Below are 21225 nucleotides of genomic sequence, written 5' to 3' on the forward strand. Positions count from 1 at the left end.
CTAGGTTTTTCGACAGGTCATGAGTGACAGTCATGAGGCCCCGGCCGACTGTCCGGCAACCCTCCGTCCGTGGCGGGGTGCCCCGGGTGAAGACCAGGTCGTGGACAGCAAGGTCCACGGCAAGCGCGGACCCCTCGCACGCTTCCAAGAGTGTGGGTCCAGGGGTCCTGGGTCGTCCGAGGGAGTCTCCCGTGAACCAGCGAATGCGATAGGGCCGGTCCGTAGGACAGGCCCTTGGCCGCAGAGCCCCGCCTCCGCACACCCCTTTTCTTCTCTTTCACAGCGCCCTGCCGCGCGCTGGTCCTCACGGGAGTCCGCCATGTCCGTACCCACCGCTGTCGCCACCCCGCTGCCCGTCCTCGGCCGGGACGTCACCGTGCCGCTCGTCACCGGCGGTCAGGTCGCCTACGCCGCGCTCGACTACGCCGCCAGCGCGCCCGCGCTCCAGCGGGTCTGGGACGACGTGGCCGCCTACGCCCCGTACTACGGCAGCGTCCACCGGGGCGCCGGGTACCTCTCGCAGCTGTCGACCGACCTGTTCGAGAACGCCCGCGGGACCGTCGCCGGGTTCCTCGGCTGCCGGGACGACGACCAGGTCGTCTTCACCCGGTCCACCACCGACTCCCTGAACCTGCTCGCCGCCGCGCTGCCCGCCCACTGCCGGGTCTTCGTCTTCGAGACCGAGCACCACGCCTCGCTGCTGCCCTGGCGGGCTGCGGACGTGACCTACCTGGACGCCCCGCGCACCCCCGCCGAGGCCGTCGAGACCCTGGAGCGGGCCCTCGCCGCCCGCGAGCCGTACGGGCCCGCCCTGGTCTGCGTCACCGGCGCCTCCAACGTCACCGGCGAGCTGTGGCCGGTGCGGGAGCTGGCCGCCGCCGCGCACGCGCACGGTGCCCGGATCGTGCTGGACGCCGCCCAGCTCGCCCCGCACCACCCGGTGAGCGTGCGCGACCTGGACGTGGACTGGGTCGCCTTCTCCGGGCACAAGCTGTACGCGCCCTTCGGCTCCGGCGTGCTGGCCGGCCGCGCCGACTGGCTGCGCGAGGCGGAGCCGTACCTGGCCGGCGGCGGCGCCAGCCGCAGCGTCTCCCGGCGCGCGGACGGCGGCGTGGACGTGCGGTGGCACGACAGCGCCGCCCGGCACGAGGCCGGGTCGCCCAACGTCATCGGCGCCTACGCGATCGCCGCCGCCTGCAAGGCGCTCACCGAGGCCGGATTCGACTCGCTGGTCGCCCGCGAGGAGTACCTGATCCGGAAGGTGCGCGAGGGCCTCGCCGAGGTGCCCGAGGTGCGCGTCCTGTCCCTCTTCGGCGACGACGCGCCGCGCGTCGGGGTGCTCTCCTTCGTCGTCGAGGGCTGGAACAGCTCGCACTTCGCCGCCGCGCTCTCCGCCGAGTACGGCATCGGCGTGCGCGACGGCCTGTTCTGCGCCCACCCGCTGGTGCGCACCCTGCTCGGCAGCGACCCGCAGACGCAGGGCGAGTGCGGCGCGCCCGAGGCGGCACCCGGCGAGAAGTCCCTCAACGCCATCCGCGTCAGCTTCGGCGCGGGCACCCCGGACGAGCACGTGGAGCGGTTCGTGAGCGCCGTCCGGGAGCTGGTGAGCGACGGCGCCCGCTGGAACTACCGCACCGAGGACGGCCGCTGCGTGCCCGACCCGGCGTCCGGCGACACGGCGTCCGGCGACCACGCGTCCGGCGACCCGGCGTCCCGCGGGACGGCACCGGTGACCGGCACCGCCGCCTGAGCCGTTCCGGCCGGCAACCGGGCCCCCAGCAGCACCATCCGCAGCGCCCGTTCCGTGGCGTCCGTGAGGAGCTCGGAGGCGCGCAGCAACGCGTCCGCCAGGGCCATCGGCGCCGGCATGATCCCGTGGCAGGCGTCCACCCCCGGCACGTCGTGCGCGCCCTCGCCGAGGGTGCCCGCCAGGGCGAGGACGGGCCTGCCGGAGAGCTTGGCGCGCCGGGCCACCTCGGCCGGGACCTTGCCGCGCGGCGTCTGGTGGTCCAGGGCGCCCTCGGCGGTGAGCACCAGGTCGGCCCGGGCGAGCCGGGCGTCCAGGTCGAGGTGGCCGAGGAGCACGTCGAAGCGGGGCAGCAGCCGGGCCCCGACGGCGGCGAGCCCCGCGCCGAGACCGCCGGAGGCGCCGGTGCCGGACCCCGTCCGCAGGTCGGTGCCGACGACGCCGAGGTCGCGGGTGAGGACGCGCGCCCAGTTCTCCAGCCCGGCCGACAACTCCTCGACCTGCGCGGGCGTCGCCCCCTTCTGCGGGCCGAACACCCGGGCCACGCCCCGTTCGCCGCACAGCACGTTGTACGGGTTGCAGGCGACGAGCAGCTCGGTGTCCTTCAGCCGGGCGTCGAGACCGGACGGATCGATGCGGACGAGGCGGTCCAGCTCCCGTCCGCCGGGGCCGAGTTCGAAGCCGTCCGCGTCCAGCAGCCGGGCCCCGAGCGCCTGGAGCGCGCCCGCGCCCCCGTCGGACGTCCCCGAGTCGCCGCAGCCGACCAGCACGCGCCGCACCCCGGTGCCGAGAGCGGCGCGGATCAGCTCGCCGACGCCGTACGTGGTGGTGGCGCCGGGGTCACGCAGAGCGCGGGGGACCAGGGACAGGCCCGCGACGGCCGCCATCTCCACCACCGCCGTGTCCCCGGTGCCGAGCAGCGCGAAGTGGGTGCCGACCCGGTCGCCGACCGGACCGGTGGCGGCCAGCGCCACCAGCCGCCCGCCGGTCGCCGACGCCAGCGCGACGGCGGTGCCCTCGCCGCCGTCCACGAGCGGGATCCGGTCGATCTCGGCGTCCGGCAGCACCCGGCGGACGCCCGCCGCGATGGCGTCGGCGGCGGCGCGGGCGGACAGGGACTCCTTGAATCCGCTGGGGGCCACGACCACTCGGTTCAGCACGGGGGACGGATGAGACATGGTGGGCTCCTTCAGCGGGTCACGGGCACGCCGAGCAGCGGCCAGACCGCGGCGGCGAAGAACAGCACGAGCAGGGCGGTCAGCGGCGCCAGCACGGCGGACAGCCGCAGCAGGTCGCGCGGGGTGTAGGTGGGGACGCCGGGCACGTCGGAGAAGAGCGTGACCGGCTTGGCGGAGGCCGGGAGCGTGTGGCAGAACCCGGCCGCCGCCGTCGAGGCGAGCGCGGCGGCGACCGGGTTGACCCCGGCGCCGACGGCCGCGGCGATCACCAGCGGGACCAGCACCGAGGAGCGGGCGGAACGGGACTGGAGGACCAGGTGGGCCGTCGTGCTCACCGCGACCACCACGCCGAGGAAGACGGCCGGGGCGACGTCCGCGGGCAGGCCCGACACCAGCCATCCCGCCGCACCGGAGTCGGCCAGCGCGACGCCCATCGCCATCGTCGCCGCCATGAACAGCAGCAGGGACCACGGCACGGTCTTCAGCGCGTCCTTGAGCCGTACGGTGCCCAGCGCGGGGGAGGAGGCGACGACCGCGCCGATCAGCGCCACCACTGCGGGGGAGACCCGGTGCAGGGGCTCGCTGCACCACAGGGCCACCACCGTGGCCAGCAGCAGCGCGCAGCGCTTCTCGGCCTGCGTCCAGGGGCCGGTGACCGGGCTCTCGCTGTGCCGCTGTATCTCCTCGGCGGTGATGCGGACCGGGCCCGCGCGGTCCGCGCGCCGCGTGGTCGTCAGCAGGACCGTCTCGGCGGCGAGGTGGGAGGAGGCGACCGCCAGCGGCAGGCCGAGCAGCAGCCACTGGGTGAACCCGATCCGGTCCCCGGTCGCCTCCCACAGCACCGACACCGTGATCAGATGCGCACCGGCTCCGATCAGGGTCGCCACCGCCGACAGCAGGATCACGGTCGGGAACAGCAGCGCCAGCATCACGACCAGTCGCTTCCGGTCGGCGAGCACCTTGGCGAGGGCGAGGAACACCGGCAGCGCCAGCGCCGCCCGGCCGGAGGTGGCCGGCATCGCGAAGGCCGTGACGACCAGCGCGGCCGTCGTCAGGTGCACCAGCTGCCGCACCGTGCGCGCCCCGCCCACCAGGAACGCCGCCGCCCGCCCCGCGAGCCCGGTCCTGGCGACCGCGGCGGCCAGCACGAAGGCGCAGATCAGCAGCCACACCGTGTCCTCACCGAGGGTGCCGAACAGGGTGTCGCTGCTGATGACACCGGTCGCGGTCAGCGCGAGCCCGGCGCCCAGCGCGATGTACGTGTCGTCGATCGGCGTACCGATCCAGGCACAGGTGGCCAGCGCGAACACGGCGAGGGTCAGGCGCGCGTCGCCGCCCAGGGCGGGGAAGTTGGCGGGGACCGCCAGCACGGCGCACAGGGACAGCGCCGCGCACAGGGCCGCCGCGAGGCGGAGGTTCAACGTCACGCCCTCGAGCGTCCACGGGCGCGGTGAGCCCTCAATGAGGGTCACATGAAGGAAACTTCACCGGGGCGCGCCGGACGCGGGCCTCACCAGGTCGGCAGCCGGTACCCCATCCCGCGCACGGTCTCCACCTGCCGCGCGCCGAGCTTCTTGCGCAGGGCCCGCACGTAGACGTCCACGATGTTGGAGCCCGGGTCGAAGTCGTAGCCCCACACGTGCGACAGGATCTGCTCGCGGGACAGTACCTGCCCCGGGTGGCGCAGGAACAGCTCCAGGAGCACGAACTCACGCGCCGTCAGGTCCACCGTGCGGCCCTCGGACCGGGCGCGGCGGGTGCGCAGGTCGAGGCTGAGCGGCCCCGACCTCAGCACCGTCACCTCCGGCGCCCTGGCCGCCGTCCGCAGGCGCAGCCGGACCCGGGCGAGCAGCTCCTCGAAGCGGAACGGCTTGGTCATCCAGTCGTCGGCGCCGCCCTCCAGGCCGGCCACCGTGTCCCGTACCGAGTCCCGTGCGGTCAGCACGATCACCGGGGTCGTCACCCGGGCCTCGCGCAGCTCGCGCAGGACCGTGAAGCCGTCCCGGCCGGGCAGTCCGATGTCCAGGACGACGAGGTCGAAGCCGCCGGTGAGGGCGTACTCGTAGGCGGCGTCGCCGTCGGCGACCGCGGTGGTGGTGAAGCCGTTGGCGCGCAGGCCCTTCTGGACGAAGGAGGCGATGCGTTCCTCGTCCTCGACGATGAGGATGCGGTTCATGGTCGTGCCTCTTCCAGGGTGAGTACGAAGGTGGCGCCGCCGCCGGCGGTGGTGCGCAGGTCGACCCGGCCGCCGTGGCCCTCGGCGATCGCCCGCACGATCGACAGCCCGAGCCCCGCGCCCGTGCCGCGCACCCCGCGCCGGGCCGTGCCGCGCCGGAACCGCTCGAAGATCACCTCGGCGTCCTGCGGCTGGACGCCGGGTCCCGAGTCGGCGACGTACAGCTCGATCCGCCAACCGTCGGCGCGGGACCCTATGCGGACCCGCTGGCCCGCCGTGGTGTGCTGCACGGCGTTCTGCGCGAGCTGCACCATCGCCTGGGTGATGCGCTGGGGATCGAGGTGGACCTCCCGGTCGGCGACCCCGTCCAGCACCCACTCCCGCTCGCCCAGGGTGCGGGCCTTGACGAAGACGTCGGCGGTGAGTTCGGCGAGCTGCACCGGCTCGGGGGTGACGAAGTCGGGGCGTTCGGCCTTGGCGAGCAGCAGCAGGTCCTCGACGATGCGGCTCATCCGGTCCAGTTCGTCGGTGACGAGGCGGACGGTCTCCTCGCGCTCGGCCGGATCGTCGCCCATCAGCTCCAGATGGCCGCGCACGATGGTGATCGGGGTGCGCAGTTCGTGCCCCGCGTCGTCGACGAACCTGCGCTGGGTGGCGAAGGCGCGCTCCAGCCGGTCCAGCATGGCGTTGAACGTCTCGGCGAGGGCCGCCACGTCGTCGTGGCCGTGCACCGGGATGCGCCGGGTCAGGTCCTGCTCGGTGAGCTGGGCGGCGGTCGTGCGCACCAGCCGCACCGGTTTCAGGATGCGGCCCGCCACCACCCAGGCGATGCCGGTCGTCATCAGCAGGGCGACGCCGGAGATGGCGAGCAGGACGCGGAACACCTCGTCCGCGCGCGCCTGTTCGCGCCCCGGGTGGAAGGCGACCACGAAGGCGGCCGCCGGTTCGCCGCCGTAGCGGGCCACGGTGACCTTGGCCCAGCGGATCTCGCCCTCCGGCCGCTCCAGGGTGCCGGTGGAGTCCGGGGAGGCGTAGATGCGGCGCCGGGCGTCGGCGTCCTCGTGCAGGGGCCGGCCGACCGGGATCTCCCGCTGCTGGATGATCTGCGTGGGCCGGCTGCCCACCTCGCCGACCAGGCCGACCAGTTCCTCGTCCAGGTCGGCGTACTGCCGCTCCAGGAACACCCGCAGCAGCCGGCCCGGGTCGGTGAACGGACGGCCCGTCTCCGGATCGAAGCCCTGCTCCTCGAAGTTGGCGAACTCGCCCGCCTCCTGCGCGAGCAGGCCGTTGATCCGCTGGTCGGTGTCGCGCAGCAGGATCGAGCGGGTGGTGGCCGCCACCGAGGCCAGCGCGACCGCCATCACGAGCAGCAGCCACAGCAGGATGCGGACCCGGGCCGAGATCCGGCGGCGCTCGCGCTCACCCGTCGCCGGGCCCGTCGTCCCCGGCCGCGTCGTCCGCGGAGTCCGCGGACTCTCCGGCGTCCCGGCCGCCCCGGTCGTCGTCATCGTCGTCATCCGAAGGGCCGTCGGTGACCGGCGGCCGCGTCACCACCTGGTCGCTGGGTGTCGGCTCGGGCGAGGAGGAGGTCGGCGCCGGGGTGGGGGAGCCGCTCTCCAGCTCCACCTTGGCCGGGACCTTGGGCTCCTGCGGGCTGTCGGTCAGGGCGAAGCTGGTCGCGGCGATGCCGAGGGGGATCAGGACGACGGCCGCGAGGGCCGCCATGCGGCGGGAGAAGACCATGCCGCGATGGTGGGTCCGGTACCCGGCGGTTCCGATGAGTTCTGGATGAAGAAGGCTTCATCTGCCCGTCGTCGGACTGCTGCGGGTCCGCTGTGGCTGGTCGCGCAGTTCCCCGCGCCCCTTTGGGGGCGCGTCCGACTCGCGGTGTCTCAGTTGTCCAGGCCGATGGCGAACGCCGCTTCCAGGTCGTGCTGGGAGTAGGTGCGGAAGGCCACGTGGGTGTCGGTGCCCTCCACGCCCGGGATCTTGCTGATCCGGCCGGGGATGACGTCGGCCAGGTCCTCGTGCCGGCTCACCCGCACCATGGCGATCAGGTCGTAGGTGCCGGTGACGGAGAAGACCTCGCTGACGCTCTCCAGCGCGGCGATCTGCTCCGCGATCTCGGGAATGCGGTCCACGCTGGTCTTGATGAGGACGATCGCGCTGATCACGGCTGGTTCTCTCCCTCGGGCGCCGCCACTGGAACGCCACCAACTCTAGTCGTACGTCCGAACCGCACCCAGGCGAAGGCGAAGCCCAGGCCGAAGCCCACCAGGTGCGCCAGGTACGCCACCCCCGGCCCGTCACCGGCCCGCCCGGCGGCCAGCCACTGAAGGGAAACCCAGAACGGCAGCACGACCCAGGCCGGGAAGCGCAGCGGCAGGAAGAAGAGGAAGGGCAGCAGGCTGGTCACGCGGGCCCGCGGGAAGAGGAACAGGAACGCGCCGAGGACGGCGGAGATCGCCCCCGAGGCGCCGACCAGGGACTCCTGGGAGTGGGCGTTGGCGCCCGCGTAGCCCACCAGGGCCAGGTAGCCGCAGCCGAGGTAGAACAGGGCGAACTGGAGCCGGCCCATCCGCTCCTCGGTCATGGCGCCGAAGACGTAGAGGAAGAGCATGTTGCCCAGCAGGTGCACCCAGCTGCCGTGGACGAACAGCGCCGTGGCCGGGGTGAGCGCCGACCCGGGGGAGTCCTCGAACAGTTCTGCGGGGATCACGCCCCAGCGCCGGAAGTAGGCGCGCTGCGCCGCCAGCACCTCCTCCCCGGTGCCGTACACCGGATTCAGGCCCGCCGCCGGGCTGATCAGGAACAGCAGACAGCACAGCGTGATCAGCGTGTACGTCACGGGCGCCGTCCGGCGCCGGGACGGGCGGGCCGTGACCAGCCCGCCGACCGCCGTGACCGTTCTGCGGACCGCCGTGCTCCAGTTGCGGATCATGGACACAGAGCATGACGTAACGGGCGCGAGGGCTCATAGCGCCTCGCCGCCGTGGACACGCGGGCGTCGGGTACCCGCCAGGCCGTAGGGTTACGTGCCACACGCACCGGGGGGAGCCCGGCGCGTCACCGACACTGGAAGAGAGTGAACAGCCACGATGACGGTTCCCCTGCCGACCGACACGACGCGGTGGCGCTGCACCCTCTGCGGCAACCTCACCCGCTTCGACGTGACCCGGGCCTCGAAGGTCGTCGAGTACGTCCACCTCGACCTGGCCGGCGAGCCGACGGTCGAGGAGCGCGAGGTGCTCAGTGAGACCGTCGAGTCGGTGCGGTGCCGCTGGTGCAACGCCGTGGACCAGGTGGAACTCGTGGACAGGCCGGGTGCCGCCTCCTGAGGGAAGCGGCCCCGCACCAGGCGATTCCGGCCCGGGATCGCCCTGAGACATTGGGGTGACGGATGGTGGAGACACACGGCGGGGGGCCGGGCGACGGCGCCGCTGAGGTGCTCGACCGCCCGCTGCCCGACGGCGTGCGCCGCCGGGTCGTGCAGATCGTGTCCGACGGCTTCGGCTCGCTCACCCTCGGCGAGCTGCCCGCACAGCTGAGGCAGTACGCCAGGTTCGCCCCGAACCGCCGGATCAAGTTCGCCGGCAACGCCATGGCCACCGCGGTGGAGACCGACCCGCTCTTCCGCCAGCGCATCGGCGAGAAGTTCCGCGACGCCCAGTCCGAGCTGGCGGACGCGCTGGACGCCGGGTCCGCGCTGCCGGCCGCCGACCCGCTGGACGTGGCCGCCGCGGCCTACGTACTGCGCCCGCACGGCTGGGTGAAGCTGGTCACCGCCGCCGGTGAGGAGGCGCAGCGCGCGGACGCCGAGCGCGCCGACGAGGAGAGCCGCGCGGAGCTGGAGCGGCTGCACGAGGAGCTGTCCCGGGCCCGGGAGCACACCAGGACCGAGACCGAGCGGCTGCGCGGCGAGCTGGACGCGGCGAAGCGGGAGACCGAGTCGCTGCACCGCAAGCTGCGCTCCGCCCTCAGCGACGTCAAGCGCGGCGAGGCGGCGCTGCGCAAGGTCCAGGCCGAGCTGGACGCCGTACGGGCCGAGGGGCAGACCCAGGTGTCCGCGGCCGAGAGCGAGACCCGGCGGCTCAAGGCCCGCCTGGGGGAGGCCGAGGCGGCCCTGGAGGCCACCCGCAGGGCCGCCCGCGAGGGGCGCAGCGTCGAGGACATGCGCGTACGGCTGCTGCTTGACACCCTCCTCGACGCCACCCAGGGGCTGCGCCGCGAGCTGGCGCTGCCCCCGGTGTCCGTGCGGCCCGCCGAGACCGTGGACGCGGTCGAGCCCGGCCGGATGACGCCGAAGGACATCGCCAACCGGGCCCTGTCCGAGAACGACCCGGCGATCCTCGACCAGTTGCTGGCGCTGCCCCAGGCGCATCTGGTCGTCGACGGCTACAACGTGACCAAGACCGGCTATCCGCAGATGCCCCTGGAGAAGCAGCGGCTCAGGCTGCTCGGCCAGCTCTCCCAGCTCGCCGCGCAGACCGGCGCCGAGATGACCTGTGTCTTCGACGGGGCCGAACTCGTCGCGCCGGTGCTGCTCGCGCCGCCGCGCGGGGTGCGGGTGCTGTTCTCCAAGCCGGGTGTCACCGCCGACGAGCTGATCCGCCAGCTGGTGCGGGCCGAGCCGCCGGGCCGTCCGGTCATCGTCGTCTCCACCGACCGCGAGGTCGCCGACGGAGTGGCGCGCGCGGGCGCACGCCCGGTGGCGTCCGTGGTGCTCCTCAAGCGGCTTTCCTAGCCCCTCACTCACTTCCGTACCAACCGCAACGTAGGCACCCTATGCCCGAATTGACGGAACCGTCACGCAACGTGGTGTCAGGAAGGCGTCACTGCAGGTGAGTTGTGGCGGAAAACGCGGTGCGTAACCGTGATTTTTCGGCGGAGGATTTGAACTGATCACGAGTGGGTCACTAGGGTCACCCTTCGAACCCTCGAACGGGTGATCCCTCTCAAGAAGGAGCTCGTCTCCGTGGCGTCCCACCGTCGTCCCAAGCAGCCGAGCCGCACGCGCGTGACCGTGCTCACCACCGCTGCCGCCGCCGCTGTCGTTCTCAGCTCCCAGGCCGCCAACGCCGCCCCGAGCGAGAAGCCGAGCAAGGACGAGGTCAAGGCCAAGGTCGACAAGCTCTACGAGGAGGCCGAGCAGGCCACCGAGAAGTACAACGGCGCCAAGGAGAAGCAGGAGAAGCTCCAGAAGGAGATCTCCACCATCCAGGACAACGTCGCCCGCGGCCAGGAGGAGCTCAACGAGCTGCGCGACGGCCTCGGTTCGATGGCCAGCGCCCAGTACCGCTCCGGCGGCATCGACCCCTCCCTCCAGCTCTTCCTGTCCGCCGATCCGGACAACTACCTGGACAAGGCCTCCACCCTCGACCAGCTGAGCGGTCAGCAGGTCGAGGCGCTGAAGAAGATCCAGGTCAAGCAGCGCGACCTCGCGCAGCAGCGCTCCGAGGCCTCCGAGAAGCTCAAGGACCTCTCCGCCACCCGCACCGAGCTGGGCAAGAAGAAGAAGGAAGTCCAGGGCAAGCTCTCCTCCGCGCAGAAGCTGCTCAACACGCTCACCGCGCAGGAGAAGGCCGCCCTCCAGCAGGACGAGCAGCGCTCCAACCGCGCCAGCGAGCGCCAGGTCCTCACCGGCGGCAAGTCCACCCCCGCCTCCGGCCGTGCGGGGGCGGCCTTCGCCGCCGCCCAGGGCAAGATAGGCACGCCCTACGTCTACGGCGCCACCGGCCCGTCCTCCTTCGACTGCTCCGGCCTGACCTCCTGGGCCTACGCGCAGGCCGGCGTCGGCATCCCGCGCACCTCCCAGGCGCAGGCCAACTACGGCACGCGCATCTCGTCGTCGAGCCAGCTGCAGGTCGGCGACCTCGTCTTCTTCTTCAGTGACCTGCACCACGTCGGCCTCTACGCCGGCAACGGCCAGGTCCTGCACGCGCCGCGCACCGGCACGAACGTCCGCTACGAGTCGATGAGCACCATCGGCGGTCCGTTCATGTTCGGCGTACGGGTCTGACCGTGCCCCGCGTCCGGGGTCGGCCCGGACGACCCGCGCCACCCGAAGTCACCCCCGCCGTGCCGCCCGTTCGGGCGAATCACGTCCGGGCCCTGTGACCCCCGCCCCGCCGGTGACCTGCGTCAGCGGCGGGGCGTCGTGTTGCGCGGCGCCGGAGGTCGTTGGCCGGTGCCCCGCCGGAGGGTTACTGTCTGCCGCGTTTCCCCGTCCGCCAGCGGAAGGAGTGCGGCTTCCCGTGGGGTCCCATCGCCGCCTTGCACCATCCGGGTTCGACCGTGGCTCCACCGCCGCCGTCGGCCTGCTCTCCGTGGTCGCCGCACTGCTGGGCGCCGTACCGGCCACGGCCGCCCCGCACGACGACCGGCGGGCGGAGGTGGACCGGCTCCACACCGAGGCGGAGCAGGCGACCGAGGCCTACAACAAGGCCGACGCGCGCACCGACGCGCTGCGCGAGGAGGTCACCACCGCTCAGGAGTCCATCGCCCGGCAGCAGGAACGCGTCAACACCATGCGGGACGCGCTCGGTTCGCTGGCCGGTGCGCAGTACCGCTCCGGCGGCATCGACCCGTCGCTGGCGCTGCTGCTCTCCGCCGAACCGGACGACTACCTCGACCGGGCTTCCGTGCTCGACCGGATCACCACCCGCCAGGCGGGTGAGCTGAGGGAACTCCAGCAGGCGATGCGCGACCTCGCCCAGGACCGTGCCGAGGCGGCCCGCAAACTCACCGAGCTGGAGCGGGGCCGCAAGGCCGTGGCCGCCCACAAGAAGACCGTGGAGCGCAAGCTGGCCAAGGCCCGCGCGCTGCTCGCCGCCCTGCCGGACGACGAACGCACCGCCTACCAGCGGGGATCCCGCTCCGGCCGCGAGGACCTGACCGCCCTCGCCGGTGCCGCCGCGCCCGCCTCCGGCCGGGCCGGAGCCGCCTTCGCCGCCGCCCGCTCCGCCCTCGGCAAGCCCTACGTCTGGGGCGCCAACGGCCCCTCCGGCTTCGACTGCTCGGGCCTGACCCAGTGGTCCTACGCGCAGGCCGGAGTGGGCATCCCGCGCACCTCCCAGGCGCAGACCGGCGCCGGGCGGCACGTGTCCCTGGCCGAGGCCCGCCCCGGCGACCTGGTCGCCTACCGCGACGACGCCAGCCACATCGGCATGTACGCCGGCAACGGCCAGGTGATCCACGCGCCCTACCCCGGCGCGCCGGTGCGTTACGACCCGGTCGGCATGATGCCGATCTCCTCGATCACCAGGGTGTGACTCCCCGGCCCCTTCGGCCCGCCGCCTCCGCCGCGTCCGCATCGCCCGCTGCCTTCCGCGGCCCGGCGCCCGTACGATCGGGAACGTGGCTGGTCGAAGGCGGGTGTCGGGGTTCTCGGTGGTGGCGCTGTGCCTGCTGCTGGTCGCGCTCGTGGGCTGCGGCGGCCGGACCGCGACCGACCCGTCCTCGACCGACGTCCAGCGGGTGCTCGACCGGCGGGCCGCTGCCGTCCTCGCCCACGACGCGGCCGCCTACGCGCGCACCGGCACCGCCACCGGCTTCGGCAACCTGAGCGCGATCCCGCTCGCCGCCTGGTCCTACCGGGTACGGGGCGTGGAGCGCAGCGGCGACACCGCCACCGCCGACGTCGAGCTGCGCTACCGCGTCCGGGGCTACGACCGGGGCCCCGTCTCCGCGGGCCGCACCGTGCGGCTGAGCCGGGACGGCACGGCCGGGACCTGGACCGTCGACTCCGACCGCCCCGCCAAGGAGTCCGGCCAGCAGCCCTGGGACCAGGGCGCGGTCCGGGTCGTGCGCGGCACGCACAGCCTCGTCCTCGGCGTCGGGCAGTCCACCACCGCCCTGCGCCGCTTCGCCGACCTGGCCGACCGCGCGGTGCCGGCCGTCTCGGACGCCTGGGACGGCGACTGGTCCCGCCGGGTGGTCGTGGTCGTCCCCCGGTCGCTGGAGGGCATGGCGGGCCTGCTCGGCTCGCCCGCCTCGTCCTACCGGGGCATCGCCGCGGTCACCACCGGGGAGACGGGCGGCCGGGAACACGCCCCCGCGGACCGGATCATCGTCAACCCCGACGCGTACGGCCTGCTGGGCAGCCTGGGCAAGCAGGTCGTGCTCACCCACGAGACGACCCACGTCGCCACCCGCGCCGACACCACCTCCGCCACCCCGCTGTGGCTCTCCGAGGGCTACGCCGACTGGGTCGGCTACCGCGGCAGCGGACGCACCGCCGCCCAGGCCGCCCCCGAACTGGCCGGCGCGGTCGCCGAGGGCCGGGCGCCCGCCCGGCTGCCGACCGACGAGGACTTCGGCTTCACCGCCGACGCTGAGGCACTGGCCCGCGCCTACGAGGGCGGCTGGCTGGCCTGCCGGATGATCGCCGAGCAGTGGGGCGAGGACCGGCTGGACGCGTTCTACCGCTCCGTGGGCACCCACGACGACCGCGCGGGCGCGGTGGAAGCCGCGCTGCACGAGGTGCTCGGAACGACACCGGACGACTTCACGGCCCGCTGGCGGTCGTACCTGCGGACCCGGCTCGGATGAGCCGCGCGGGCTCGCCGCCGGAGGGCTTCAGGGCGCGCCGGTGGGTGTGTCCGCGGGTGCGGCTCGGGTGAGGGGGGCGGGCTGTCCGGCCGGGGCCGGGGTCCCGCCGCGCACCGTGCCCCGCCACAGCGCGCGGGCGGCGAGGAGCGTGGCGGCCACCAGCAGACCGTTGCGGACGGACAGGAGCGTGATGCCGAAGGGGGTGCTCGCCACCACGTCCGCGAACAGGAGCGGGAACTCCAGCGCCGTCAGCGGGGTCGCCGCCAGCACCAGGGCGACCGGCACCCGCATCCGGCTCGCCCGGAAGCACCGGCAGACCGCGCCGAGGCCCACCAGCCACACCAGGTACTGCGGGCTGATCACCCGGCTGGTCACCGTGAACATCAGCACCGCCACGAAGGCCGCGTCCGCCGCCGTGTGCGCCGCGAACCGGTGGGACGCCGACCGCGAGGCCCGCACCCGCCACAGCAGCAGCCAGCCGAACGCCACCGCGCTCAGCCCCAGCGAGACCGTGCCCACGGTGTCCACGTGCGGGCCCAGGAACTCCATCGAGCCGTAGTTCAGCAGCACCCCGCCCTCCCAGCCGAAGTGCCGGGCGACGTGGAAGACCAGCGAGCCCAGCGACTCCACCTCGACGCCCCGCTCGCGCTGGAACGTCAGGAACGCGAACGCCCCGGGCATCGACACGGCGAACAGCGCGGCCAGCCCGGCCCCGCTCACCGCGGCGGCGACCCAGGGCTCGCGCCCCCGCATCCCGACGAGCACCAGCGCCGGCCACACCTTCAGCAGCGCCCCGACCGCCGCCAGGGCCCCCGCCACGCGCGGATGCCGCCCGGCGGCGAGCAGTGCGGCCACCGCGACGGCCGTGACCATCACGTCGTAGCGGGCGTACACCGTGGGGCCGAGCAGCGGTACGCCCGCCACCCACACCCACGCCCCGCGCGGCGACCGCCCCGTCCCCCGGCCGGCGTGCCACAGCAGTGCCAGGACGGCGGCGTCCGTGACCCACGCGAGGACGAAGAAGGCCGTCGCGTACTCCAGGAAGGGCAGCAGGCCGGGGGAGAGGACCGCGAAGGCCGCCGCCGGCGGGTACTGCCAGGTGACGTCGTTCAGCGGAAACGTTCCGGTGCGCAGCACGTCGGCCCAGTCCCGGTAGATGACGGACACGTCGCCGGTGACGTCCGGACCGGGGAAGACCAGCACCTTCAGCACGAACAGCAGCAGCACCAGCCGGGTGGCGCCCCAGACCGTCGGCAGCCACATCCGTGACCGCCCCGCGTCCCTCGTCTCCACGTGCTCCCTGCCCGTCCGTGCCCGCCCGCACCTGCCTGTCCCCGCCTCGTACCCGCTTGTCCCCCGGTGCGGCCATGATGACCCGGACCCCTGTGGGCGTGCCACAGGAGGCGGCCGGGCCAGGCTCCCGGCGGCCGGTTCGGTAGGGTCGGCGGCGTGCGCAAGACCTTGATCGTGACCAACGACTTCCCGCCCCGCCCGGGCGGCATCCAGGCCTTCCTGCACAACATGGCGCTGCGCCTGGACCCCGAGCGGCTGGTCGTCTACGCCTCCACCTGGAAGCGCGGCCGCGAGGGCATCGAGGCCACCGCCGCCTTCGACGCCGAGCAGCCCTTCACCGTCGTACGGGACCGCACGACGATGCTGCTGCCGACGCCGGGCGCCACCCGGCGGGCAGTGGGCCTGCTGCGCGAGCACGGCTGCACCTCGGTGTGGTTCGGGGCGGCCGCGCCCCTCGGCCTGATGGCCCCGGCCCTGCGGAGGGCGGGCGCCGAGCGGCTGGTCGCCACCACCCACGGCCACGAGGCGGGCTGGGCCCAGCTGCCCGCCACCCGGCAACTGCTGCGCCGGATCGGGGAGTCGACGGACACGATCACCTACCTCGGCGAGTACACGCGCTCCCGGATCGCGGGCGCGCTCACCCCCGGGGCCGCCGCCCGGATGGTGCAACTGCCGCCCGGCGTCGACGAGAAGACCTTCCACCCGGCCAGCGGCGGCGACGAGGTGCGCGCCCGCCTCGGATTCACCGACCGCCCCGTCGTGGTCTGCGTCTCCCGCCTGGTCCCGCGCAAGGGTCAGGACACCCTGATCCGGGCGATGCCGCGCATCCTCGCCGCCGAGCCGGACGCCGTCCTGCTGATCGTCGGCGGCGGCCCCTACGAGAAGGACCTGCGCCGCCTCGCCGAGGAGACCGGCGTCGCCGCCGCCGTCCACTTCACCGGCGCCGTGCCCTGGTCCGAACTGCCCGCGCACTACGGCGCCGGGGACGTCTTCGCCATGCCCTGCCGCACCCGCCGGGGCGGCCTCGACGTGGAGGGCCTCGGCATCGTCTACCTGGAGGCCTCGGCGACCGGCCTGCCCGTCGTCGCCGGCGACTCGGGCGGCGCACCCGACGCGGTACTCGACGGCGAGACGGGCTGGGTGGTCCGGGGCGAGGACCCGAACGAGTCCGCCGACCGCATCACCACCCTCCTCGCAGACCCGGAACTGCGCCGCCGGATGGGCGAGCGGGGCAGGGCCTGGGTGGAGGAGAAATGGCGCTGGGACCTACTGGCAGAGCACTTGAGAACGCTGCTGCAGGGCGGCTCCGCCAGGGGCGCGGGGCTGTGACATGTGCGGCTCCGCCGCGCGGGCGCGACAAGCCACGGACAACGTCGGGCCGCCGACGAACCGGACCCGGCACCCCGGAAGGCGCCCCTACTTGGAGTAGATCGCCTCGATCTCGTCGGCATAGTCCTTCGCGACGACATTCCGCTTCAGCTTCAACGACGGAGTCAGATGCCCCGAGTCCTCGGTGAACTGCGCCCCCAGCACCCGGAACTTCCGCACCGACTCCGCCTTGGACACCGCCGCGTTCCCGTCGTCGACCGCGTCCTGGATCGCCGCGAGCAGTTCCGGATCCTCCCGCAGTGACACCGCCGTCGAGCCGGCCGGCTTCCCGTGCTCCGCGCACCAGCGCCCGAGGAACTCCTCGTCGATGGTGACCAGCGCGCCCACGAAGGGCCGCCCGTCGCCGACCACCATGCACTCCGCGACCAGCGCGTGCGCGCGGATGCGGTCCTCCATGACGGCCGGGGCGACGTTCTTGCCGCCGGCGGTGACGATGATCTCCTTCTTGCGGCCGGTGATCCGCAGGTAGCCGTCCTCGTCCAGGGTGCCGATGTCGCCGGTGTGGAACCAGCCGTCGGCCAGCGCCTCCGCGGTCGCGCCCGGGTTGTTCCAGTACTCCTTGAACAGGTGCTCGCCGTGCAGCAGCACCTCGCCGTCGTCCGCGATACGCACCACCGAGCCGGGCAGCGGCTGGCCCACCGTGCCGATCTTCTGCCGGTCCCAGGGGTTGAAGGCGGTGGCCGCGCAGGACTCGGTCAGGCCGTAGCCCTCCAGGACCGTGAAGCCGATGCCGCGGAAGAAGTGACCCAGCCGCTCGCCGAGCGGGGCGCCGCCGGAGATGGCGTACTCGCCGCGCCCGCCGAGGACCGTGCGGAGCTTGCTGTAGACGAGCTTGTCGAAGACCTTGTGCTTGATCTTCAGGCCGACGGACGGGCCCGACGGGGCGTCCAGGGCCTTGCTGTACGCGATCGCGGTGTCGGCGGCCTTGTCGAAGATCTTGCCCTTGCCGTCCGCCTGGGCCTTGGCGCGCGCCGAGTTGTACACCTTCTCGAAGACGCGGGGCACGCCGAGGATCAGCGTGGGCCGGAAGGCGGCCAGCTCGTCGGTGAGGTTCTTGATGTCGGGGACGTTGCCCAGCTTGATCGGCGCGATCATCGGCGCGACCTGGACCAGGCGGCCGAAGACGTGGGCGAGCGGCAGGAAGAGGAGGACCGAGCACTCACCGGTACGGAAGAGCGGACGCAGTCGTTCCACCACGTTGCCGCACTCCGCGAAGAAGCTGCGGTGGGTCAGGACGCAGCCCTTGGGGCGGCCCGTGGTGCCGGAGGTGTACACGATGGTCGCGGGGTCGTCCGCCTTCGCGATCGAGCCGCGCTCCTCGACGGTGCGGTCCGTGACGTCCTGGCCCAGCCGCCCCAGCTCCTCCACGGCGCCGGCGTCGATCTGCCAGACGTTCTTGAGGGCGGGCAGCTGCTCGCGCACCGACTCGACGGCGGCGGCGTGCCCGGCCGACTCCACCACGCACGCCGTGGCGCCCGAGTCGCCGAGGATCCACTGCACCTGCTCCGGCGAGCTGGTCTCGTACACCGGCACGGTGATCGCGCCCGCGCTCCAGATCGCGAAGTCCAGCAGCGTCCACTCGTAGCGCGTGCGGGACATCAGGCCGACCCGGTCGCCCGGCTGGACACCGGAGGCGATGAGCCCCTTGGCGGCGGAGTGCACCTCGGCGAGGAAGGCGCGCGCGGTGACGTCCTGCCAGACGCCTCCCACCTTGCGGGCGATGACGGCGACATCGGGATGCTGCGCGGCGTTTCTGCGGACGATGTCGGTCAGGTTTCCGTCCGTGGGGACCTCGTACAAGGCCGGAAGGCTGAACTCGCGCAAGACTGCTGCTCCTCATAAGGCGCCGGCGCCACGACGTTGTGCGATGCGACGGTGCGGTCCAAGGCTCGGGCTGTGGCTCCGGAGGACTCATGCGGGATTCACATGTTGAAATCCAGAGCACGACTGGACTGCCCGGACGTTACCCGCCGGTATACGTTCTCCGACAGGGGGTCCCCGCGAGATGTTCGCTGCGTCACACGGACGGGGTTTGCTTTGCGCACAGTAGTCGACGGATCAACGGACCAGCCAGTAACCGCAGGTCCGACCGCCACTGTTCACAGCACGCGCGCGCTGCTTACGCTTGATCGCCATGGCACCCACACCGCCCCGTAACACGAGCACGCGCGTCCACGTGGTCAGCGACGTCCACGGCAATGCCCGCGACCTGGCCCGGGCCGGCGACGGCGCCGACGCCCTGATCTGCCTCGGGGACCTGGTCCTCTTCCTCGACTACGCCGACCACTCGCGCGGCATCTTCCCCGACCTGTTCGGCGTCGCGAACGCCGACCGCATCGTCGCGCTGCGCACCGCCCGCCGCTTCGAGGAGGCGCGGGAGTTCGGCAGGCGGCTGTGGGCGGAGGCCGGCGGGGAGCCGCGCGAGCTGATCGAGCGGGCGGTGCGCAAGCAGTACGCCGAGCTGTTCGCCGCCTTCCCCACCCCGACGTACGCCACCTACGGCAACGTCGACGTGCCCCCGCTGTGGCCCGAGTACGCCGGGCCCGGCACCACCGTGCTCGACGGGGAGCGGGTGGAGATCGGCGGCCGCGTCTTCGGGTTCGTCGGCGGCGGCCTGCGGACCCCGATGAACACGCCGTACGAGATCAGCGACGAGGAGTACGCCGCGAAGATCGAGGCCGTCGGCGAGGTGGACGTGCTGTGCACCCACATCCCGCCCGAGGTGCCGGAACTGGTCTACGACACGGTCGCCCGGCGCTTCGAGCGGGGCAGCCGCGCGCTGCTGGACGCCATCCGCCGCACCCGCCCGCGCTACGCCCTGTTCGGGCACGTCCACCAGCCGCTGGTACGGCGGATGCGCGTCGGGGCGACCGAATGCGTGAACGTCGGCCACTTCGCGTCGAGCGGGCGGCCGTGGGCGCTGGAGTGGTGACCGGGTGCGGTTCAGCCGCGCAGGTGGGTGGTGGCATGCGGCCTCCCCGTGCGCGATAGCCTTCACGCGGCACACACGTGCGCGCGACGGGCGCACGACGACCTCAGTAGCGGCCCGCATCCGGAGGAGCCACGGCGATGGCGGAACACACCAGCTCGAGCATCACCATCGAGGCGGCACCGGCCGACGTGATGGCGGTGATCGCCGACTTCGCCCGCTACCCGGACTGGACCGGCGAGGTGAAGGAGGCGCAGGTCCTCGCGACCGACGAACAGGGGCGTGCCGAGCAGGTCCGGCTCGTCATGGACGCCGGAGCGATCAAGGACGACCAGACGCTGGGGTACACCTGGACCGGTGAGCACGAGGTGTCCTGGACGCTGGTGAAGTCCCAGATGCTGCGCTCCCTCGACGGCTCCTACCTGCTCCGCCCGGCGGGCACCGGCACGGAGGTCACCTACCGGCTCACGGTGGACGTCAAGATCCCGATGCTCGGCATGATCAAGCGCAAGGCGGAGAAGGTCATCATCGACCGGGCCCTGGCAGGCCTGAAGAAGCGGGTCGAGTCGAAGTAACGCGGCCGCGGACCGCCGCCGCCGACGCAACCGCGGGCGGCCGAGCCCGCCGTAGCTGCGGGCAGTCGGGCCTGCCTCAGCGCCTGAGCGGCCCGGGAGGCACCCCCGGGGGTGGCGCGGGTGGGCCGCAGCGGCACCCCGCGCCGCCGGGCTGCGAACCCTCCTCCGCAGCGGCACCCCGGCACCGCCGACGCACCGGTACCGTTCACCCCCATGCGCACCCTCCTGATCACGGGCCCCGGCGGCACCGGCCGTACCACCGTCGCCGCCGCCACCGCGCTCACCGCGGCCCGGCAGGGCACCCGCACCCTCGTCCTCGGAACCGACCGCGACGACACCCTCGGCGCCGCACTCGGCGTGCGCACCGGCCCGGCCCCGACCTCCGTCGAACCCGGCCTCACCGCTTGGCGCCCCGACGCCGCCCAGGGCTTCCGGGACGCCCTCGCCGCCCTCCAGGACCGCGCCGCCTCCGCGCTCGACCTCCTCGGCGCCGCCCGCCTCGACCCCGAGGAACTCACCCCGCTGCCCGGGGCCGACGACCTCGCCCTGCTGCGTGCTCTGCGCGAGGCCGCCCTCGCCGAGGCGCACGACCTCCTCGTCGTCGACCTGCCGCCCGCCCCGCGCGCCCTCGCCCTGCTCGCCGCCCCCGAGGAACTGCGCCGCGCCCTGCGCCGCCTGCTCCCGCCCGAGCGGCAGGCCGCCCGCGCCCTGCGCCCGGTCCTCGGCCGGCTCGCCGGCGTCCCCATGCCGACCGAGGCGCTGTACGAGGCCGCCGCCCGCTGGGACCTGGAACTCGCCGCCGCCGAATCCGTCCTGGCCGACCGGAACACCGTGGTACGGCTGGTCGCCGAGCCCGGACCCGCCGGAGCCGACGCCGTCCGCACCACCACCCTCGGCCTGGCCCTGCGCGGACTGCGCACCGACCTGCTCGTCGCCAACCGCGTGCTGCCCGAGGACACCCCGGCGGACAGCTGGCTCAGCGGCCCCCTCGCCCAGCAGCGCAAGACCCTGGAGGAGTGGCGGGGGGCGTACGACGTCCGCGCCGTGGCCCATCTCGGCCACGACCCGCGCGGCACGGACGACCTCGCGGCCCTCGCCGTGCCGGGCGTCAACCCGGACGCCTCCCCGGTCGAGTGGCCCGTCACCGACCGGCTGGCCGAGGACGGCGTGCTGGTCTGGCACATCCCGCTGCCCGGCGCCGTACGCGAGGAGCTCGACCTGGTCCGCCGCGGCGACGAACTGGCCGTCGCCGCCGGGCCGTTCCGCCGCACCGTCCCGCTGCCGTCGGCGCTGCGCCGCTGCACCGTAGACGGGGCCGCCCTGCGCGACGGCACGCTCGCCGTCCGGTTCGCGCCCGACCCGGAACTGTGGCCGCGGGGGCGATGACC

The 21225-nt window shown here is 73.7% G+C and carries 18 protein-coding genes, 1 pseudogene and 1 riboswitch; of the genes and pseudogenes, 10 read left to right on the forward strand and 9 right to left on the reverse strand.

All coding sequences use genetic code 11. The annotated features are described in order from the left end of the window. Positions 1-15 precede the first annotated feature (15 nt). A riboswitch (SAM riboswitch) is annotated at positions 16-132 on the forward strand. A 187-nt stretch (positions 133-319) separates the two neighbouring features. After that, positions 320-1750, forward strand: coding sequence for an aminotransferase class V-fold PLP-dependent enzyme (locus R2E43_RS27630; protein WP_136208128.1), 1431 nt, complete (start codon positions 320-322; stop codon positions 1748-1750). A gap of 89 nt (positions 1751-1839) precedes the next feature. Here R2E43_RS27630 and R2E43_RS27635 read toward each other — a convergent pair. From R2E43_RS27635 to R2E43_RS27665, 7 genes and pseudogenes are all read right to left on the reverse strand, one after another. Then, positions 1840-2925, reverse strand: a pseudogene (locus tag R2E43_RS27635) (glycerate kinase); the annotation flags it as partial. A gap of 11 nt (positions 2926-2936) precedes the next feature. Further along, complete coding sequence (locus R2E43_RS27640) at positions 2937-4352, reverse strand: SLC13 family permease (RefSeq protein WP_332056679.1); 1416 nt, start codon at positions 4350-4352, stop codon at positions 2937-2939. Positions 4353-4435: 83 nt separating this feature from the next. Next, the gene (locus R2E43_RS27645; RefSeq protein ID WP_003976672.1) at positions 4436-5101 is read right to left on the reverse strand and encodes a response regulator transcription factor; all 666 of its coding nucleotides are present in this window, start codon (positions 5099-5101) and stop codon (positions 4436-4438) included. After that, positions 5098-6462 (reverse strand): sensor histidine kinase, encoded by a 1365-nt coding sequence (locus R2E43_RS27650; RefSeq protein ID WP_011028162.1) that lies wholly within the window; start codon positions 6460-6462, stop codon positions 5098-5100. The genes R2E43_RS27645 and R2E43_RS27650 overlap by 4 nt, the downstream gene beginning before the upstream one ends. A gap of 58 nt (positions 6463-6520) precedes the next feature. Then, positions 6521-6844: a hypothetical protein gene (locus R2E43_RS27655; protein WP_003976674.1), complete on the reverse strand. Its 324-nt coding sequence runs from the start codon at positions 6842-6844 to the stop codon at positions 6521-6523. Positions 6845-6993: 149 nt separating this feature from the next. Next, the gene (locus R2E43_RS27660) at positions 6994-7275 is read right to left on the reverse strand and encodes an Lrp/AsnC family transcriptional regulator (RefSeq protein ID WP_003976675.1); all 282 of its coding nucleotides are present in this window, start codon (positions 7273-7275) and stop codon (positions 6994-6996) included. Further along, complete coding sequence (locus R2E43_RS27665; RefSeq protein WP_011028161.1) at positions 7272-8042, reverse strand: rhomboid family intramembrane serine protease; 771 nt, start codon at positions 8040-8042, stop codon at positions 7272-7274. The genes R2E43_RS27660 and R2E43_RS27665 overlap by 4 nt, the downstream gene beginning before the upstream one ends. Positions 8043-8199: 157 nt before the next feature. On the opposite strand from R2E43_RS27665, the gene R2E43_RS27670 reads away from it, so the two are divergent. The 5 genes from R2E43_RS27670 to R2E43_RS27690 all read left to right on the forward strand — a co-directional run bounded on the left by R2E43_RS27670 (position 8200) and on the right by R2E43_RS27690 (position 13651). Then, the gene (locus R2E43_RS27670) at positions 8200-8439 is read left to right on the forward strand and encodes a hypothetical protein (RefSeq protein WP_003976677.1); all 240 of its coding nucleotides are present in this window, start codon (positions 8200-8202) and stop codon (positions 8437-8439) included. Positions 8440-8501: 62 nt separating this feature from the next. Beyond that, complete coding sequence (locus R2E43_RS27675; protein WP_030869428.1) at positions 8502-9845, forward strand: NYN domain-containing protein; 1344 nt, start codon at positions 8502-8504, stop codon at positions 9843-9845. A gap of 231 nt (positions 9846-10076) precedes the next feature. Beyond that, a complete protein-coding gene (locus R2E43_RS27680) occupies positions 10077-11120 on the forward strand; it encodes a C40 family peptidase (protein WP_003976679.1) in 1044 nt (347 codons plus the stop codon). Positions 11121-11355: 235 nt separating this feature from the next. Then, a complete protein-coding gene (locus R2E43_RS27685; RefSeq protein ID WP_332056680.1) occupies positions 11356-12372 on the forward strand; it encodes a C40 family peptidase in 1017 nt (338 codons plus the stop codon). A gap of 85 nt (positions 12373-12457) precedes the next feature. Continuing rightward, a complete protein-coding gene (locus R2E43_RS27690) occupies positions 12458-13651 on the forward strand; it encodes a hypothetical protein (protein WP_191849156.1) in 1194 nt (397 codons plus the stop codon). A gap of 27 nt (positions 13652-13678) precedes the next feature. Here R2E43_RS27690 and R2E43_RS27695 read toward each other — a convergent pair whose 3' ends face one another. Next, positions 13679-14944, reverse strand: coding sequence for a glycosyltransferase 87 family protein (locus R2E43_RS27695; protein ID WP_401693406.1), 1266 nt, complete (start codon positions 14942-14944; stop codon positions 13679-13681). A 156-nt stretch (positions 14945-15100) separates the two neighbouring features. Here R2E43_RS27695 and R2E43_RS27700 point away from each other — a divergent pair, with 156 nt between their 5' ends. Beyond that, the gene (locus R2E43_RS27700; protein ID WP_030869415.1) at positions 15101-16273 is read left to right on the forward strand and encodes a glycosyltransferase family 4 protein; all 1173 of its coding nucleotides are present in this window, start codon (positions 15101-15103) and stop codon (positions 16271-16273) included. Positions 16274-16360: 87 nt separating this feature from the next. Here R2E43_RS27700 and R2E43_RS27705 read toward each other — a convergent pair whose 3' ends face one another. Continuing rightward, entirely contained in the window at positions 16361-18157 is a 1797-nt protein-coding gene (locus R2E43_RS27705) for an AMP-dependent synthetase/ligase (RefSeq protein ID WP_030869411.1), read from the reverse strand. A 352-nt stretch (positions 18158-18509) separates the two neighbouring features. Here R2E43_RS27705 and R2E43_RS27710 point away from each other — a divergent pair, with 352 nt between their 5' ends. The 3 genes from R2E43_RS27710 (at position 18510) to R2E43_RS27720 (ending at position 21223) form a co-directional block, all read left to right on the forward strand. Then, positions 18510-19265 (forward strand): metallophosphoesterase family protein, encoded by a 756-nt coding sequence (locus R2E43_RS27710; RefSeq protein WP_016326024.1) that lies wholly within the window; start codon positions 18510-18512, stop codon positions 19263-19265. Between the two features lie 137 nt (positions 19266-19402). Then, entirely contained in the window at positions 19403-19837 is a 435-nt protein-coding gene (locus tag R2E43_RS27715; RefSeq protein WP_003976686.1) for an SRPBCC family protein, read from the forward strand. 213 nt (positions 19838-20050) lie between these two features. Beyond that, a complete protein-coding gene (locus R2E43_RS27720; RefSeq protein WP_030869408.1) occupies positions 20051-21223 on the forward strand; it encodes an ArsA family ATPase in 1173 nt (390 codons plus the stop codon). Positions 21224-21225: the final 2 nt, after the last annotated feature.

This window comes from Streptomyces violaceoruber (assembly GCF_033406955.1).
In the GTDB taxonomy this organism is placed as follows: domain Bacteria; phylum Actinomycetota; class Actinomycetes; order Streptomycetales; family Streptomycetaceae; genus Streptomyces; species Streptomyces violaceoruber.